Below are 17214 nucleotides of genomic sequence, written 5' to 3' on the forward strand. Positions count from 1 at the left end.
ACCCTTTTGTGTGAATCCATGTCCCAACTACGTGCTCAAAGAGAAACACTTGAGGAGTTATGGAAGAAGGGGTTGAGTGGTCAGGCTCTGCTTCTCGAGCAAAGTCGACTGGTTGATGGGTTTATTGCCACTCATTTCAATGCTGCGGCAAGTGAAAAAGCCACAAAAGGAGTTGCCCTTGTAGCTCTTGGCGGATACGGGCGCAGTGAGCTTTTTCCATATTCTGATATCGATCTTCTAATTCTTTTTAGAGAAGATGCGAAAGAGGAAATGGAAAAAATTGCAAATGGTGTACTGTATCCTCTTTGGGATACCGGGCTTGAAGTGGGGCACAGTGTCCGAACTTTGGAAGAGTGTTTGGATTTTGCAAAAGAAGATTTCTTCTTTCAAGTTGCCATGCTCGACGCTCGTCTCCTGGTAGGGTCAAATAGGCTTTTTGATGAGCTCCTTGTTCGCTACAGGACTCAATTTATAGAAGGCTCACGGGATGAGTTTGTTCATGCCATGAAAACCTTTCGCAGTGACCGAAGAAAGCGTTTTGGCAGCCACAGCTACCTCCTTGAACCAAACATTAAAGAAAGCAAGGGTGGAATGCGGGATATCCAGGCCATGCTCTGGACTGCCGCCTTTGTTTTCGGGTTGGTAGATCTCGACGCAATAACTGGAGCGGGAATACTTCTTGAAGAGGAGAGGGATGCCTTTGGTGAGTCCTGGAATATGCTCACCAGGGTACGGAATCGTCTCCATTATATCAGTGGCAGAAAGAATGATCAGCTCTACTTTGAGCAGCAGGAAGAGGTTGCTACCGCCTTTGGGTATCAGGCTCAAGATGGGGTGCTCGGGGTGGAGCATTTTATGCGGGATCTCTATGGGCATCTGCAGGTCATTGCCGTTACCACTGATCTCTTTTTTGATCATGTGGATGATGTTCTCGGTTTTGCCAGTGGAAAAGGGGCAAGGCTGCAGGTTGTAGAGAAAGGAATAGAGTGTCGGAATAATCGAATTCATCTTACGACCTCGGAAGAGGATCTGAAGAGTCGACCTTATCTGTTGATGCGTTGTTTTCTTGCCTCTGCAAAAACTGGTTTTCCTCTTCATCACAGAACCAGAAAAATGATCACTGGGAATCTGGACCTGGTGACAGACAAGATGAGAAGTTCGGCGCGAATGTCCAAGCCATTTTTTGAGATTCTTGAAAGTGGTGAGGATGTTTTGACGGTGCTTGAAGTTATGCTCGAAACGGGTTTGCTCTCCGCGTATATCCCGGAGTTCGGAAATATTGAGTTACTGGTTCAGCATGATATTTACCATATATACACTGTTGATCGGCATTTGTTGCAGAGTGTTGCAGATTTGCAGGAGGTTACCAGAAGTGAAGAGTCAGTTTTTCAGACCATAGCGTCACCGCACGTCCTGTTTCTTGCGACTCTGCTTCATGATATTGGAAAGGGTTCCGGGGGGGATCACTCAAATATTGGGGCAGAGATGGTTGGTGCGGTAGGAAGGCGTCTGGGGCTGAACGATGCTGAGTGTGCCTGCCTTGAGTTTGTTGTTCGCTATCATCTGTTTATGCCCGAAAGTGCCCTGCGTCGGGACTTGAATGATGAGCAGTTTGTGCAGCGCTGTGCAGAAACAATTGGAGATACTGAACGTCTCGCCATGCTATACCTGATATCGGTTGCGGATGCTCGTGCCACTGGTCCTTCAGCCTGGAGTGACTGGAAGGGGGCGCTTCTATATGAGATGTATATGAAGGTTCACCCGTATCTTCAGTTTCAGGCAGTGGATGATGTGCTACCGATGGTGGATCAGGGGCTTGACTGGTTGCGTGAGCAGGTTGCCTCTCTTATTGGTGATGAGAGAGAGTGCGGAGTGACGGTGGATGATTTTCCTCCTGACTATTTGCTAAGCTTTACCCCTGAGGCCGTTGCTGCACATGTTCGGATACGTTGTGAGAATTACAAGGTGCTCCAACAGAAAGCTATAATTTTTCCTCGCAAACGGCAGGCGCAGTGGTCGCTCCTTATTATGTGCCGGGATCGCCGTGGATTGCTGGCGAAAATTTGTGGAGTACTTGGCCTTCACAATCTGTCAGTGCTTAATGCCCAAATTTTTACCTGGAAGGATGGAAGCGCCGTGGATATTCTCGATGTCCTTCCTGAAGATGGTGTTGAGTATGAAGAGAAGGATTGGCAGGCGATAAATGATGATCTTAACCTGGCCTTGAATCATCGACTTGGGCTCGGTCACAGGTTGTATAAAAAACTTTCCTCTGGTATTGGCAGAGCTAAACGTTCTACAGGAACGAACGAAATTAGAGTAGTGGTGGATAATAAGGCATCTGACAACTACACTGTCGTGGAAGTATATTCGGATGACAGTCCTGGGCAGTTGTATCGTATAACTCAGACTCTTGCCGATTTTGGGATAAACATCTATCGGGCTTTCATCGCAACGGAGGTTGAGCAGCTTATTGATGTTTTTTATGTGCTGGACAGTCAGCAGGAAAAGATAGTGGAGCCTGCATTTATCAAGGAATTGCGAGATGGCGTTCTCTATGCAATAGGCGGTGGATTGCAGGGGTAGAAAATTACATTTATGTAAACAAAAATATTTTCATTTTATTTATTTTCGCAAAATGGTAATGAATAGGTGTTTCTTATAGGCGTTCCATTTAAGAACGAAAATACGGCTACAAACCCATACGGGAAATTTCTTTCATTCGCCTTTAATCTGGTAAAATGAGAGAAGTATATTCAACTTTTAGTAAAGGAGACCAAACGATGACCAGAGATGACATTATGAGAACTATCGAGGAGGAAAATATTCACTATTTCCGCCTTCAGTTTGTTGATATTTTCGGTTTTATGAAAAATGTTGCTATTCCACGCAGCCAGATAGAGAAGGCACTCGACGGCCAGATGATGTTTGATGGGTCATCCATCGATGGTTTCGTCCGTATTAACGAATCTGATATGTACCTTAAGCCGGATTATAATACCTTTACCATTCTTCCCTGGAGAAATCAGGATGGTATTGCAGCAGCAAGGATTATCTGTGATGTGGCGAAATCCGACGGATCTCCTTTTGCTGGGTGCCCACGTAATAACCTGAAACGTGTTCTTGCAGAGGCAAAAGAGCTTGGCTACACCATGAATGTGGGTACCGAAGCTGAGTTCTTCCTCTTTGAAAAAGACGAAGAAGGACGTGCTACCACTATCACCAATGATGTTGCCGGATACTTCAGCCTTGATCCCGAGGATACCGGAAACGATTGTCGCCGTGAGATTATCGAGACCCTTGAAGAAATGGGTTTTGAGATTGAGGCGTCTCATCATGAGGTTGCAGAAGGTCAGCATGAGATTAACTTCAAATATGCCGATGCACTCACTGCTGCTGATAATACTATCACCTTTAAGTGGGTAGTTAAGTCTATTGCTGCACGTTATGGGCTGTATGCCACCTTTATGCCAAAGCCAATTTTTGGAATCAATGGTTCAGGTATGCACACCAACCAGTCACTGTTTAATGCAGATGGTACCAATGCTTTTTTTGACGAGAATGGCCCCCTCAAACTTTCAGAGGTTGCCTACCAGTACATTGCGGGAGCTTTGAAGAACGCCCGTGGTTTTGCAGCGGTTACTAATCCATTAGTAAACTCCTATAAGCGTCTTGTTCCAGGATACGAGGCTCCTGTTTATGCTGCATGGTCTGCATCTAACCGTTCTGCCCTTGTTCGTATTCCAGCTTCTCGTGGAATGGGAACCCGTACTGAGATTCGATGTCCCGATCCAACCTGTAACCCATATCTTGCACTGGCAATGATGCTGAATTCAGGTCTTGACGGAGTGAAGAATAAACTGACACCTCCACCTGCAGTTAATAAAGATATCTTTAAGATGTCTTCTGCTGAAATGGATGAGGTAGGTATCAAGGTAATGCCAGGTAGCCTGAAAGAGGCCATCGAAGAACTTAAAAATAACCCAATTGCCGAGGCTACTCTTGGTTCTCATATCTTCGAGAAGTATATTGAAGCGAAGGAAGCTGAGTGGGATCGCTATCGTACTGCGGTTACCGATTGGGAGCTTGATGAGTATCTTGATATTTATTAGTAGTAGTTCTTTGTAAGAAACTTGGTCTAAAAATAAAAGAAAGACCGTTAGCTCTTGGCTGACGGTCTTTTTTTTTGTTTAACGAAAGGTGATCCATTGCGATTGACTGCCTTGGTTGTCTCTTTAGTGAATATTTTTTTGTCAGAGGGATTGTGTGTAGTGCTAACGATAGAAACAGTTTAGGATCCTAGTTAAAGTGACTATTTTAATTAAGTTGATGAAAATAGGTATGTTTACCTATTGTTTTTTTTAAAAGGATACATTACTGTTCAATATATAAGTAAAAAGATATATGTAAAATACTGGAGGTTCATCATGAGAATCAAAATACTCCCTATAGTAGCAGCCGGTTTATTAGTGTGTGGTGTTATCGAATCGAATGCTACGGAATTTAATGGAAGTGCCACAGGAGAATGGGTTAGAGGGTCAGTTGTCATTGACCAAAGTCTGTGGCCAGCGAATTATACCGGCGACGTGTGGGGAATGGTTAATCAGGATGACGGTGTCACCGATCCTTTAGCTACTCCACCACCCGCTACATCTCCAGCTTTCAGTCCGTCACAAAACCCGTCTGGAAGCCCAGCTATCCCGGATGAAAGCGTGTCGCCTACGGCACTTTTCTGGTGGGGAAACCCGGGTACTGGTCTTACACAGCCTGGCTGGGATAAGGAGTCTTCACCTAATAAATTTAATTTTGATGGCGTGGGTAGTACAGCTCCTCTTGGTGTTATGGAGACCAACGCTGGTGAGAGGTTTAAGTTTGGTGACTTTTGGTATACAAACGGAGACACATGGAGCGCCAGGGGTGTGACAGCTGTTGATTTGGCTGTTGATTTTTACATCCAAGAGATTAACAAAGAATTTACGATGTCAGGTACATTTGGGATTCTGAACACTATAAATGATGGTGGGGATGTAGATGATCTTGTTTCCCTAAGCGGATTCCAAGGAACAACAGAATATTTCAGCTATAACAATAAAGACTATATGTTTACTGTTCTTGGTTTTTCTCAAGATGGTGGGGTCACGATAATCAATAGTTACGTAGCTCCCGAAAATAGTATAAGCTATGCAGGGTTGTATGCTGAGATAGTAGAGGTTCCAGTCCCTGAGCCAGCAACTTTTCTGCTCTTTGGTGTTGGCGTGATAGGCTTGATTGGTACGAAATTTAGAAAGAAAAACGTATAGCAGGGTTGTGCTGTGTTGAACTCATATTGAGTGGGGTGTTATAATGATAGAGCAAAGTGAAGGCTCAGTTGATAATGGTAAAAAAGGAATTAGTTCCTCCATGCCTCCTAAAAAATTAGAGTATTCAAAATCTATTCTTATTAATCATGGGTCTGTTGTGAGGCTAACTGCTGGATGTGCGGGTTCAGGGGCCGATTCTGGTACATATAGTGAGAGTTCATTTATTGGTCCCGATGGTTCATGTCAGTCAACTTGATTCTTGTTGTTAATATGTAGTCACAAAGAGAAAGTCGAAACAGGGTATCTGTTTCGACTTTTTTTGTGTAAAGTGGTTTTCACCTGTCTTATCTTGTGGATTTTACCCACGTCTCAAGTGCTAGTGCAAACCAAATTTCCCAGTTTTTATTCCCTCTGTGAAAGGCGTTTTCTTTAAATGCTTTTTGTTTATCATTAAGAGCAGACAGGAATTTGTCTTGTTCTATCCATCCAACTTCTGAAGATAACATCTTTTCACTTTTCTCTGTCAAACTGTAAGAGTCGAAGGCTTTTCCGAAGAAAAACGAGAAGTCTGCTTTGCTTTGTCGCTTTCGAATTAATTCTGGTAATAAATGATTCTGTTTTTGTCGTAGTATTTTTTTTATCTCTCCTTGGAGGTTGTGTTCGTACTCTGGTACAGAGAATGAAAATTCTGCTATTCTTCGGTCAAGGAATGGTGATCTGTATTCAAGTTTTGCAATAGCATGGTATCTATCCATGGTTTCAAGGAAAAATGTATGAGTTCCCATCGCAATAATCGTGTTCTGCAAAAGGTTTCCTAGATTTGAGGAGGTTGTTCTCTGGTCGGAAAGAAGGATCTTCTCTCGAATATTACTACGGTTGACAAAGACTGGTGAAATCCATGCAGGAAAAAGCTTATTATTCTTATTACATAGATTCCTACGAATAGCATGTGGAACCAGTGGCCATAAAATGTTGAAGAGAAAACGTTTTATGGTATGGAGTTGGTTTTGGGAAAAGGAATAGCGTAAATGTGAAAACAGTGCTGGATACCTTTTATTTTTCAAGAGATCCAGGTATGGGAAACCAGATCCGGAAAACCACTCATCCCCACCAATGCCGGAGAGTAGAATCCTGGAACCACTATTGGTAACTTGTTTGATCAGTGCATTACGCATTGAAATATTTGGTATGTCTGGTGGTTCATACGTTTTGTGAACTTGCTTTTGCCATTGAGGTTCGTTGAAGTGTTGTGAATCTATCAAGTTTACTGAAATATTGTGCTCTTTGGAGACGGCAAGAATATACAAACTCTCGTCAAAAGGTAAGCCTGGGAAAACCATTCCATACACTACGGGGGCTGGTTTGTTTTTGAGTCTCAAAATATTGTGTGCCATGCCAACGACACATGAAGAGTCTAATCCACCGCTAAGCTCAATGCTTATGGGTGTCGAACTCCTGAGCCTGCTGGTCACTGATTTATTAAAAATCTCCAGGAAATGATTGGTGTAGTCCTCAGATTTTTTGTAATAGATTTGCTTAGTCGAGTTAAATGACCAATATCTGTGGCTGGTAAGACCTTGGTGTGAAACGGTTAGGTAGTGACCAGGAGAGAGACGATTAATCCCTTGGAACAAGGTTTCAGTTTTACTGCAAAAAGAAAAGAAGAGATATTCAGCCACCATTCCTTCGTTTGGCGATAGAATGACATCCGGATGTTCAGCCAGCTGCTTAATCTCGGAACTGAAAAGAAATTGCTCTGGAGTGAAGTGGTAATAAAATGGTTTGACTCCAATATAATCCCTGACGCAAATTAATTGTTGTTTCAGTGGATCCCACAGGGCAAAAGCAAAATCACCCAATAGGTGTAGAAATCCATCTACACCCCATTTTTTATACGTATATATTATGAGTTGGCTGTCTGGTAAGGAACTGCTTTGCCGTATACCAAGCTTGTTGAACAATTCTTCTCGGTTGTCAATTCGAGCATCGGCGGTAATTACGAGACCAGTTTCCGAGTCAGTGTGTGGTAATATTTCGGTTAGTGATTCCGGTGTAGTGTGCAGCATGCTGTGGCCAAAGCCGATATGCTCTTGAATTAATGTATTTGTCCCGTCAGGACCACGGTGAGCACTGCTTTTCGCCATTCCTTGCAGGTGCGATGGATTAATTGGTCGATTGTCCGAGTGATATATTCCGAAAATGCCACTCATAGTGTGGTGTCAACTTTATTTGTTGTAGAGATTTTGATGATGGTTTTCATAATTTCTGGGAGTGATTGAATGGTGCGAGGGTATTTGAGGCGGTAAAATTGAGTTGAACTGTTTTTGATTAGTTCTGCAAGATTAGTTAATTGTGTAGTAGTTTGTTTTGAGTCTGTAATGTCCAATGGAAAACAGTGTTTGATGAGTTCGATGAGGGCTGATGCCCTTGGGATGGGTTCCAGGGAAATTGATGAGGTATTATATTGTTGCTCAGGGTCATTTAGGAAAAATATGGTGGAAATGGGAATCGATTGCTTCTGGTTACTTTTCGAAACTGTAACTCTTCTTTTGGGGGCGTAGTGGCAGACAGCAGTGGTTTTGTTTTGTGATGCAGGAAGTAAGGTGAGGCTGTCGCTAAGAAGTCGTAAGCCCTGGTAGCTTGGAATACCTACCATGGTGGAATTATTCGTTTCAAGAAGAAGGCAGTCGTCAGTTATCAGAGTGTGTCCCTGTCCATAAAGGTATGCAGCAAGAGTAGATTTTCCCCAACCAGATTCTCCACAGAAACCGACTAAAGAATCTCCGATTTGTACGCAACTGGCATGAATAATAAGCTGCCCTTTGTGGCTGAGTAAACGTGGAATGGTTTGGTCAAGAAGCAGGTGGCGTAGGGTGTTGTCAGGCATGCCAGTGTTGCAATATGATTTGATCTTGTTGGTTTCAGGTTCAATCTTGAAGTCGACAAGTTGTGGAAAACGGAGCCAGTAATATTCCTTTTCTTTTCCAACAGAAATGGAGATTTTTCCGTTGGACAGTCGCCAGTGATGGCGCCAGTCGATACCTGTTCTGGTAGCTTTAGAGTTGTTTGATGACTCAAAAAAAAGAGTAGGCAGGGAGTTGTCGCGTATTTGCAGTTCAGGAAGTGGGATATTGCTCTCGATGATGTGGTGAAATACTGAATATCTCAATGGTTTGTTGCTGCTAGAGCTGATTTGTCATCTTTGTACATAAGAGATCAAAGAATGTAATATTTTTTAGGAAGGGGAGATAAGCCCAGCATCCAGTAACTGTTGCAGGAGCTCAGTAATGTCAATTTCCAGCTGTTGTTTTCCTATTTCATAAATACTCAAAAGGTGGCTTACGAGACTATCAAGGTTTGAGCCATCTTGAAGCATTTCCAGTACATGACTGCCAACATCATTGAGGCCAAAGTAGTTCTCACTTTTCATGTCGAGTAAAACTGTTTCTCCATCAATCTCCTGCCTGAGAACATCTTTTGACAATTTGTATACTTGAGTTTTTATAATCATAATTTTGAAAGGAAACTTTTAATCTATATTACATGAAGTTTTTATATAAGAATATAGTGAGATATCGATATGTTATTTCTCTGGTGAATGCCGTCTGACCAGACTTTTACTAAATATTTTTGATGCAGTATTTTACCATTTGAAGACTGATATTACCGTGTATAATTCGTGTTCAGCGGCTCCTGTTACAATCTTGCTGCCACACTGAGACCATGCATGAGCCTCTAATCCTTTGTTTGACAACTTGTCTTTTACTATCCCAACATAGAGTACACCAGGGAGATTGTATCTGTAAAGCATTCGATGTGCTGTTAGGGCCTGTACCAGGCAAGTGCTTTTCCAGGGAGTATATAGGACGGCTCTATTTATTGCTCTACTTACCAAATGAACGCTGCTCATTTCTGTTTGGGATAGAAGAGGGAGTTGCCTGATACTTTTCTGCTGATCAAGCGAGCGCGTAAGTAGCTTGAAGGGGAGTGTTAAGAGAGCAAAACGCATAATACCAAGAATTACAAAAGCCTGTAAAAAAAGTTTTTTTTCTTCGAATGATAGTTTGTTGAATTTATGAATTTTAGTGACCATTAATTTTCATAGCTCCATTAAGAGTCTCTTTGTGGATGAAATTTAGTAATGTAAAAGAGAACCTTCGTTTTTTGCTACTTTTAAACCATAATAAATGGAAACAAAACCAGTCGCTAATGAAACTATAGAGAGTATGGCGAGGAATAGAAGCTGATTATGTACATCAATAATTCCTGCCCCATTTAAGAGTATCTGGCGTATCGCCTCCAGTCCATGGGTGATTGGAAGTATCACCGAGAATGGTTTGAGCCAACCTGGTAGTACGGTTACCGGATACATTACTCCACCAAGCAATCCAGAACTCATAATCATTAACCCACCGATCGGATTACCCTGTTTGAAGACAATTATAAAAGCGGCCGAGACAAGGCCAATACCAAAAAAAGGGAGTAGTGTGAGCAGAAATGCCAGAGACAATGCGATAATGTTCACTGATTGTATCGACATATCAAAGAGGTAAATACCTACAAGAATATAAAAGAAAATTCGGAAGCTGGTGGAAAAAAGCTTGTACACATAGGAGGACAGTAAAATAGTGATGATGGATGTTGGGGTTACCAGAAGTGATTCAAGGGTACCAACAACCTGCGAGGTGCGAATTTCGTTGGCAAATGTGTTGGTAGAGATGGTGAAGTAATCTGAAAGTGCTATTCCAATGATTACAAAAGAAAAATAATCACCACCATAGGGTTCCAGTTGAGAGACTTGGTTGCCCTCAAACATTTTAGATAGAAGAAAAATGAAAAGGTAGTGAGTATAATACCAAACCCCTGTGTTGCATATTGCATGCGGTAGCTGGTCGCAATTTTGAAATCCCGCTTGAAAAAAGCGAAAGGTTTTGCAAAAAGTGTTGGCCTTGCCCTCATATTGAATTGTCCCTAGTGGTATTTATGCCTGCTCCAGCAAGTGGTGAATTCTGAAAAAAGTCAACCAGGTTGCTGAATGCCAGTTCAATGTTCTGGGAACCAGAGTCTGACATCTCTTCTAATTTTCCACTGTAAAGAACCTTTCCTTTATGGAGTATGGTCGCATGATCACATATCTCTTCAGCTTCATGGAGATTATGTGTACACCAGATAATAGTTTTTTGTTCCTGTCGGGCAAGGGTCTCTTTAGTGAAAGTGAGGAGCTTTCTGGTGGCAATGGGATCGAGACTGGTAGTGGCCTCGTCCATAAGGAGAACTTCTGGATCAGAAAGCATGGCTCTTGCAATTGCCAGGCGCTGTTTCTGGCCGGAAGAATAAGACATGAATCGAGAATCGGCTTTGTCCTCCATTCCAGTGAGTTGCAAGGCTTTGTTGATTCGTTCAGCCTTTACTGAGCCATGTAAATTATAGAGTGTGGCAAAAAAATCGAGATTTTCACGTCCGGTAAGCCGCCAGTAGAAAGTTCGGTCATTCGTGCTGACCAGCCCAATTTTATTTCTGATTGCCAGAGATTGTGTGGCCAGGGAGAGTCCTGAAATTGATCCTTCACCACTGTCAGGGGTAACCAGAGTGGAAAGAATTTTGATAAGTGTTGTCTTGCCGGCACCATTTGGTCCAAGTAAACCCATGATTGTTCCTTTTTCAACTGTCAGGGAGACGTTGTCAAGAGCAAGGGTTTGACGGGGCTTGCGAAACAAAAATGTCTTCCAGTTTCGTTCAGTAAAGGTTTTTGAAATATTATGGAGCTCAATTGCTGGAAGCATATAATTATGTCAGGAAGGTAGTGTGCGAGAAAAATGATCTGGCGAATTATACGTGACAGCGAAGGGGATGTAAACAGGAATAGGTAGATTGTAGCAAGAGCGAAGGGCAATACAATCCCCCTTTTCCAAAAAAAATGAAAAGGGGGCCAGGTGATTGTCAGGTTGGTTGGAAAGTTACTCTACGGTGATTTCCTTAGAGAGTTTCTCAAAAACTTTTTGACCTATCCCTTTTACCTGTACGATATCTTGGGGAGATTTGAAATTTCCATTATCTTTACGGTACTGCACTATTGCGGCAGCTTTTGCTTCACCAATCCCGGGAAGTGTGGCCAATGTTTTCTCATCGGCGGTGTTAATGTTAATGGCAGCAATTGCTATATTTACGGTTAGGAATAAGAGGGTTAATAAGAGTAGTATCGTTTTCTTCATGACGGTCTCCTTTTCTGTAACATTATAGTTTATAAGTACTTTCACCTGTTTTCAGAAGGGAGCCTATCATTGAGGTGCAGTCTTTGTCAAATTAAAATGTATGAAAAAAATACATACAATTTAGTGATAGGAAGTGTGTGATCTGTAGGGCGCGAAATTATTAAAAGGATGGAGAAAGTTGGCAGAAAAATAAAAATGAAAATTTATTTGTAATCGGCAAGCTTTGGCGAACAGACCAGGAACTCAATGCAAAATTATTCCCCGTTCCCGTAGCTCAGCAATAATGTCATTTACACAGTCACGGAGAGGACGTGTCCCTGTGTCGAGTTCAATGTCAGGATTCTCAGGGACTTCATAGGGGGAGGAGATGCCGGTATAGTTTTTAATCTCACCTGTTCTGGCTTTTTTATACAATCCTTTAACATCACGCTCTTCACATATTTCAAGAGGGCAGTTGCAGTAAACCTCGATAAGATTTTCAGCACCAATAATCTCTTTTACCCGTTCACGATCAGCCTTTAACGGAGAAATAAAAGCGGTGAGAGAAATAACTCCGGAATCAAGAAAAAGATTTACCATTTCAGCGATACGACGCATATTCTCACTACGATCTTCCAGGCTGAACCCAAGGTCACCACATAACCCGTGTCGAACATTATCACCGTCAAAAACATAGGTTCTGCACCCCATCAGGTGTAATCGCTCCTCTACTGCATGGGCCAGAGTCGATTTGCCTGAGCCTGAGAGCCCGGTAAACCAGAGGTTGATACTCATGTGGCCGTTCAGGGTTTCGCGACGTGGACGGCTGACTGCTGCGCGCTGTCGGATTACATGTGGAGAGTGCATGGAATGGGCTGAAGGGTTAAGGTTTTTAGGCTGAAGTAAAGGGAAAATATTAATTTTGACGTAGTGAGCGGATTAGGCCGCTTAATACTTTCTCTATTTCTTCGATTTTTGGTTCAATTGATGTTGTATCTTGTTGGTTGATAAAGCCCAAGCGTTTGGAGAGATTTACCTGATATTTTAGTTCTCGTAAAGATCCAAAGGCTATAGAGAGAAACCGAAGGTAATCCCCGACGGTCTCACGTGCACAGCCCTCAACAAAACATCTCCTTCAAATAAGGCAACAAAATATCCTTAATCTCAGGGTGTTCAAGCGCAAATGCAAGGTTCGCCATCTGAAATCCAGCCTTATCGCCACAGTCAAAGCGGGTACCTTCGAAACGATAGCCAAAAATAGGCTGTTCTTTAAGGAGTTGCGACATGGCATCTGTGAGTTGGATTTCACCCCCAGCACCTTTCCCCTGGCCACCAAGGATGTCAAATATTTTTGGAGTCAGGATATACCGGCCAATTACCGCCATATTGGATGGTGCTTCTTCAGCAGCCGGTTTCTCGATCATCCCATTTATGCGGAAGGTTGCCTCCGTTGTGGGATTAGCATCAAGAATACCATATTTTGAGGTCTCTTCCTTTGGAACCTCAATGACTGCAACGGTAGATGCTCTCAGCCGATCAAATTCCTTAATCATTTGATAGAGTACAGGGGTCTCGCTTTTGATCAGATCGTCTGCCAGGAGAACGGCAAAGGGCTCGTCCCCGATAATATCTCTAGCACACCAGATCGCGTGGCCAAGACCTAAAGGTTCGCTCTGTCTGGTGTAAATGATAGTTCCTGACTCAGGCACAAGGGATTCGATTTCTTTTAAAAGTTCAACTTTATGACGATCTTTAAGGGTCTCTTCGAGCTGGAAGGATCGGTCAAAATGGTTTTCAAGTGCTCCCTTTCCACTGCCAGTGACAAAGATTAATTGTTCAATTCCTGACGCCAACGCCTCTTCAACCGCATATTGAATAAGAGGCTTATCGACAACGGGCAGCATTTCTTTTGGCATGGCCTTCGTCGCAGGAAGAAAACGAGTACCCAGTCCTGCAACCGGGAAGACAGCTTTTTTGACTTTCATGGAATCACCTTGGAAGTGTGTTGAAGGAATTTTCTCATAATTTGATTTGTTATTATATCATTTTAGTGAAGTTTTATAAACCTAACCACTATAAAAAACCACAAGGGATTGTTAATTGGCAGTGATAGCGATTTTCTATTGATATTTTTCTTGCTATTATCGCATGGTTTACGGTTTGATTATGAGAGAGATTGTTAAATTCTACCCTTATCAGGAATAAAAATGAAATACCTTTTTACTATTCTAGCGGTCGTCGCCTTGAGTTCAGTGGTTACGTTATATTATATTTGGCCCTCAGGAAGTACAAAGTCTGGAGATACTGCTCTCAGTGTCAATGGGCATATGATCTCACAGAAACAGGTTGATGATCAATCCCGTAAACAGGGCTATCATTCTGGAGAAGCAAATGATTCCGTTAATTCTTTTGTGACGAGGCAGCTCTTACTTGATGAGGCGCAACGGCTTGGTATTGACAAGGAGAATGATTTCCGTAAGGCCCTCAAAGATTATTACGAGCAGTCTCTTATCAAGGTTCTTACGGATCGTAAACTGCAATCAATTACGGTGACTGTTGGTGAAGAAGATATAGATCGCTATCTCTCCTGTTCCGGAAAAATGTTCACCTTTACCAGGACTCCGGCAGAAAACGGGAAGATCCTGAGCGAACAGGGGCGTCAAAACAGCGTGCTTTTTGATGATTTGTCCGAATCGCTACGGTTGATACTAGCCAATCTGAAGCCTGGGGAAAATGTTATGCAGTTTGAGACCGGAACCGAGGTCAGTATGATTTCTTTAGATAAAGTAGAAGATGCAGATGGTTTTGAACCAGTACCTTATGATCGAAAAAGGGTGGCTGAACTTCTGGTTGATTACAAGAAAGCTGCTGAGATCGATAGCTGGATAGCCAGTTTGCGTAAGAAAGCATCCGTCGTTGTATATGGTGAGGAAGCAAAGAATGACTAGGAATCGTTATAAACGCAGAAATTATTTTATTAAAAAGAATTTCCAGGGCAAGCTGATTCTCGGATATTTTCTTTTTATGGTTGTTGGGTGCCTTGTGTTTGCAGTTATTCTTACACTTTTGTCTGCAGACAGTATGACTATGACCTATCAGAATAATGACCTGCGCCTTGGTCAGACCCCTTTTATACTGATCAAGGAATTAGTGACAGCCCACTGGATTTTCATAGTTTTGGGAAGTGCAATTGTGGTGGTCTGTGCGATGTTTATAACCCACAGACTTGCCGGTCCCATGTTTCGTCTTGAGCGAGCTGTTGATAATATGGTGAGTGGGCAGCTTGATGATGTCGTTTATTTGCGGGAAAAAGATGAAGGTAAGGAACTGGCGGCAAAACTCAATCAGTTCAATAGTCAATTATCTAAAAATATAGGGGAAATCAGAAAGCGATCTAAAAATATTGACGATCTTCTGGCACAATATTCTTCCATCGAACAATCGGAAACAACTGCTGAAGATTGTGCTTCTATTCAGAGTTCCATTGCCCGGCAAAATAAGATTATCCGGGAGATTGTCGTGACATACCAAATTCTTGATGAGTAAAATACAGCTTTCAGTTCTCGTGCTTTTACTCTGGCTGCCCGGTGCAGTTAATACTGTTCTGGCAGGGGAGCACAAAAGCCGATACGCAACCCTTACATACACTAATAACGAGGTGTTGCGGGAATTTAATGATAATATGCGTTTGAATAAGAAACTGAATTATTCAATGCGAAAGAACAATGTCGTTACTATGGCCGACGAGGTTCTGGCCAAGGCAGATATTATTATTGAGAAGGTCCAGGTTGTGCTCGATATGTTTCCCGGAAAATACCATGTTCGTCTCGTTGTTGTTGGGGATTCCGGTGATGTCGCTCGTATTTACAAACAAAAATACGGTAAACGGGTGAGTCATATAGCCTATTATTCGCTCTCCGAAAAAACAATTTATATTTCAGCAGAGGATGCCAGCCTTCGGGTTCTCGCTCATGAAGTTGGTCATTCCATTGTCGATCACTACTTTAAAGTCCGTCCACCCTATAACATTCATGAATTGATGGCTCAATTTGCTGAAAAGCATGTTACGGATTAGAAAGCTCAGCTTTTTTCCGTCATTCCCGCACAGGTGAGAATTTTCATGGCTTGGATTTTTTTAATGTATTGGTGAATAGGTTTAATACGGATTTCTGCTCCGCTGTAAGATCCTTGAATTTGAATCCATGGATGTGCTTTTCATCCTGTGTTGCAATCCACAGATGCTCAATGGTAAATTCCAATGGTGGAATGTTTGCGGAATCCTGGTTCTCAAAGTTGATTTTGGTGAAAAATGTCGATTCCAGCGTTGTCAGTTGCGGGATTGAGGCCATAAAGCCGCTTTTGGATATATTGGTTATCGTTCCATCCAGGTATCTGTCCTTTTCGGTGGTGTAATACCGGGCGGGAATAGAGACAGCATGCCTTGTATCACTGCGTATAATGTTAAAAATGTCAAGAGACTGACATATGAACTTGAGAGCTTTACAGGGAGCACCGCAGGAATCACGTTTTCTGCGGAATCTGCAACTGTAGCGCAGCAGATCCAGGATAAAGAATGACGAAATAAAATAAAAGATCAGGTAGATTGCAAAAAACAGGAAGAGAGTGGAGTCGGTCAAATTATAAATTCGTCCCACAATACTGATGCTGCCAAGAAGGATACTGAGACCGATAATAATTTTTACGGTGTTTTCGCGGCTGAATCCATAGCGCATGAAAATATGATGTAAATGTTTTTTGTCAGCATGAAACGGACTGGTTCCCTGGAGGATCCTCTTTGTCATCACTGTCAGCGTGTCGGCAATGGGAATACTGAGAATTAACAGGGCAGATATGGGAGACATGCAGGCATTGTCGCCCTGCGTCATTCCAAGTGACATAAAGGCAAGGGCAAATCCCAGTGACAGACTTCCGGCATCGCCCATAAAGAGCTTGGCCGGATGCCAGTTAAAACGAAGAAATCCCAATAGAGCACCTGCAAAAGCCAGGTTCAGAAGTAAAAATGTCTGATTTTGGGCAAGAGAGGCGTGAGCGGCAAATAACAAAAACGCAACAAAGCCAATCCCGCCGGCCAAGCCATCCAGCCCGTCAATAAGGTTGATGGCATTGATGACCCCTAGAAGACAAAAAATAGATATAAGAACAGACAGCCAGTATCCCGGAATAATAATATCTCCCAGCCCGAGAAGATTGCCGAAGGAAACCAACCTGATATTACTAAAATAAATGAGGAGGGCGACAGCAAGGATCTGGCCCATGAATTTCTGACGATGTCCCAACTCTTTCAAATCGTCGAGAAACCCGATAAACAGCATCACCGTTAATCCCGCAAAAAAACCCCTTAGGCCGGTTGCCGGCATAATAAGTGCCGCTGCAAAACAGGCGGAAATGACAAAACCAAGACCACCCACGAGGGGTTTTGGGTCCACGTGTACCTTCCGTTCACTGGGCCAGTCGAGCAAATTTATCTTTTTGGCTATGTTTGCAAGCTTGGGCAGTATGAACATAGTCACGAAAAGTGCTATTAAAAAAATAAGTATGGGGCGGACATCCGAGTGAATCATAATTTCACAACATCACCATCAGGGAGCAGAATTGCTTGTGGAGAACGTGTCACTTCGATAATGTAAATGTATCAAAGATACGGGTAAAAGAATACAGACTTGCCATCTTTTTACCAAAAATATTTCAGGAAAATTCTTAAG

The 17214-nt window shown here is 42.6% G+C and carries 18 protein-coding genes; 7 read left to right on the forward strand and 11 right to left on the reverse strand.

Annotation, left to right across the window (positions count from 1 at the left end):
- Positions 1–18: 18 nt before the first annotated feature.
- The 4 genes from glnD (at position 19) to UWK_RS19385 (ending at position 5556) form a co-directional block, all read left to right on the forward strand.
- Positions 19–2586 carry a [protein-PII] uridylyltransferase gene (gene glnD, locus UWK_RS08820; protein WP_015404022.1) on the forward strand — a complete coding sequence of 856 codons (2568 nt, stop codon included), beginning with the start codon at positions 19–21 and terminating at the stop codon, positions 2584–2586.
- A gap of 197 nt (positions 2587–2783) precedes the next feature.
- Positions 2784–4112, forward strand: coding sequence for a type I glutamate--ammonia ligase (gene glnA, locus UWK_RS08825; protein WP_015404023.1), 1329 nt, complete (start codon positions 2784–2786; stop codon positions 4110–4112).
- Positions 4113–4427: 315 nt separating this feature from the next.
- Positions 4428–5300 (forward strand): choice-of-anchor K domain-containing protein, encoded by an 873-nt coding sequence (locus UWK_RS08830; protein ID WP_015404024.1) that lies wholly within the window; start codon positions 4428–4430, stop codon positions 5298–5300.
- 43 nt (positions 5301–5343) lie between these two features.
- Complete coding sequence (locus tag UWK_RS19385) at positions 5344–5556, forward strand: hypothetical protein (RefSeq protein ID WP_015404025.1); 213 nt, start codon at positions 5344–5346, stop codon at positions 5554–5556.
- Positions 5557–5644: 88 nt separating this feature from the next.
- On the opposite strand, the gene UWK_RS08835 is transcribed toward UWK_RS19385, so the two are convergent.
- The 10 genes from UWK_RS08835 to galU form a co-directional block, all read right to left on the reverse strand.
- Positions 5645–7444 carry an asparagine synthase-related protein gene (locus UWK_RS08835; RefSeq protein WP_041916370.1) on the reverse strand — a complete coding sequence of 600 codons (1800 nt, stop codon included), beginning with the start codon at positions 7442–7444 and terminating at the stop codon, positions 5645–5647.
- A 62-nt stretch (positions 7445–7506) separates the two neighbouring features.
- Complete coding sequence (locus UWK_RS08840) at positions 7507–8469, reverse strand: phosphoenolpyruvate carboxykinase (ATP) (protein ID WP_015404027.1); 963 nt, start codon at positions 8467–8469, stop codon at positions 7507–7509.
- A 66-nt stretch (positions 8470–8535) separates the two neighbouring features.
- A complete protein-coding gene (locus tag UWK_RS08845; RefSeq protein WP_052326982.1) occupies positions 8536–8784 on the reverse strand; it encodes a PqqD family protein in 249 nt (82 codons plus the stop codon).
- A gap of 159 nt (positions 8785–8943) precedes the next feature.
- Positions 8944–9393 carry a lasso peptide biosynthesis B2 protein gene (locus tag UWK_RS20150; protein ID WP_015404029.1) on the reverse strand — a complete coding sequence of 150 codons (450 nt, stop codon included), beginning with the start codon at positions 9391–9393 and terminating at the stop codon, positions 8944–8946.
- A gap of 42 nt (positions 9394–9435) precedes the next feature.
- Positions 9436–10116, reverse strand: a complete 681-nt coding sequence (locus UWK_RS08855; RefSeq protein ID WP_015404030.1) for an ABC transporter permease — start codon at positions 10114–10116, stop codon at positions 9436–9438.
- A gap of 139 nt (positions 10117–10255) precedes the next feature.
- Positions 10256–11083, reverse strand: a complete 828-nt coding sequence (locus UWK_RS08860) for an ABC transporter ATP-binding protein (RefSeq protein WP_015404031.1) — start codon at positions 11081–11083, stop codon at positions 10256–10258.
- 174 nt (positions 11084–11257) lie between these two features.
- Positions 11258–11512: a ComEA family DNA-binding protein gene (locus tag UWK_RS08865; RefSeq protein ID WP_015404032.1), complete on the reverse strand. Its 255-nt coding sequence runs from the start codon at positions 11510–11512 to the stop codon at positions 11258–11260.
- 243 nt (positions 11513–11755) lie between these two features.
- On the reverse strand, positions 11756–12358 hold the full coding sequence (cysC, locus tag UWK_RS08870) for an adenylyl-sulfate kinase (RefSeq protein ID WP_015404033.1): 603 nt from the start codon (positions 12356–12358) through the stop codon (positions 11756–11758).
- A 49-nt stretch (positions 12359–12407) separates the two neighbouring features.
- Positions 12408–12563, reverse strand: a complete 156-nt coding sequence (locus tag UWK_RS20155; RefSeq protein WP_407637480.1) for a four helix bundle protein — start codon at positions 12561–12563, stop codon at positions 12408–12410.
- A 46-nt stretch (positions 12564–12609) separates the two neighbouring features.
- Positions 12610–13476 (reverse strand): UTP--glucose-1-phosphate uridylyltransferase GalU, encoded by an 867-nt coding sequence (gene galU / locus UWK_RS08875; protein WP_015404034.1) that lies wholly within the window; start codon positions 13474–13476, stop codon positions 12610–12612.
- A 222-nt stretch (positions 13477–13698) separates the two neighbouring features.
- Here galU and UWK_RS08880 point away from each other — a divergent pair, with 222 nt between their 5' ends.
- From UWK_RS08880 to UWK_RS08890, 3 genes are read left to right on the forward strand one after another with little or no spacing between them, the layout of a single operon-like run.
- Entirely contained in the window at positions 13699–14439 is a 741-nt protein-coding gene (locus UWK_RS08880; RefSeq protein WP_015404035.1) for a hypothetical protein, read from the forward strand.
- The gene (locus UWK_RS08885) at positions 14432–15037 is read left to right on the forward strand and encodes a methyl-accepting chemotaxis protein (protein ID WP_015404036.1); all 606 of its coding nucleotides are present in this window, start codon (positions 14432–14434) and stop codon (positions 15035–15037) included. Before UWK_RS08880 ends, UWK_RS08885 begins: the two co-directional genes overlap by 8 nt.
- A complete protein-coding gene (locus tag UWK_RS08890) occupies positions 15030–15566 on the forward strand; it encodes a hypothetical protein (protein WP_015404037.1) in 537 nt (178 codons plus the stop codon). Before UWK_RS08885 ends, UWK_RS08890 begins: the two co-directional genes overlap by 8 nt.
- A gap of 43 nt (positions 15567–15609) precedes the next feature.
- On the opposite strand, the gene UWK_RS08895 is transcribed toward UWK_RS08890, so the two are convergent.
- The gene (locus tag UWK_RS08895) at positions 15610–16938 is read right to left on the reverse strand and encodes an MraY family glycosyltransferase (RefSeq protein ID WP_167320736.1); all 1329 of its coding nucleotides are present in this window, start codon (positions 16936–16938) and stop codon (positions 15610–15612) included.
- Between the last annotated feature and the right edge of the window lie 276 nt (positions 16939–17214).

Source organism: Desulfocapsa sulfexigens DSM 10523, from assembly GCF_000341395.1.
GTDB classification, from domain to species: domain Bacteria; phylum Desulfobacterota; class Desulfobulbia; order Desulfobulbales; family Desulfocapsaceae; genus Desulfocapsa; species Desulfocapsa sulfexigens.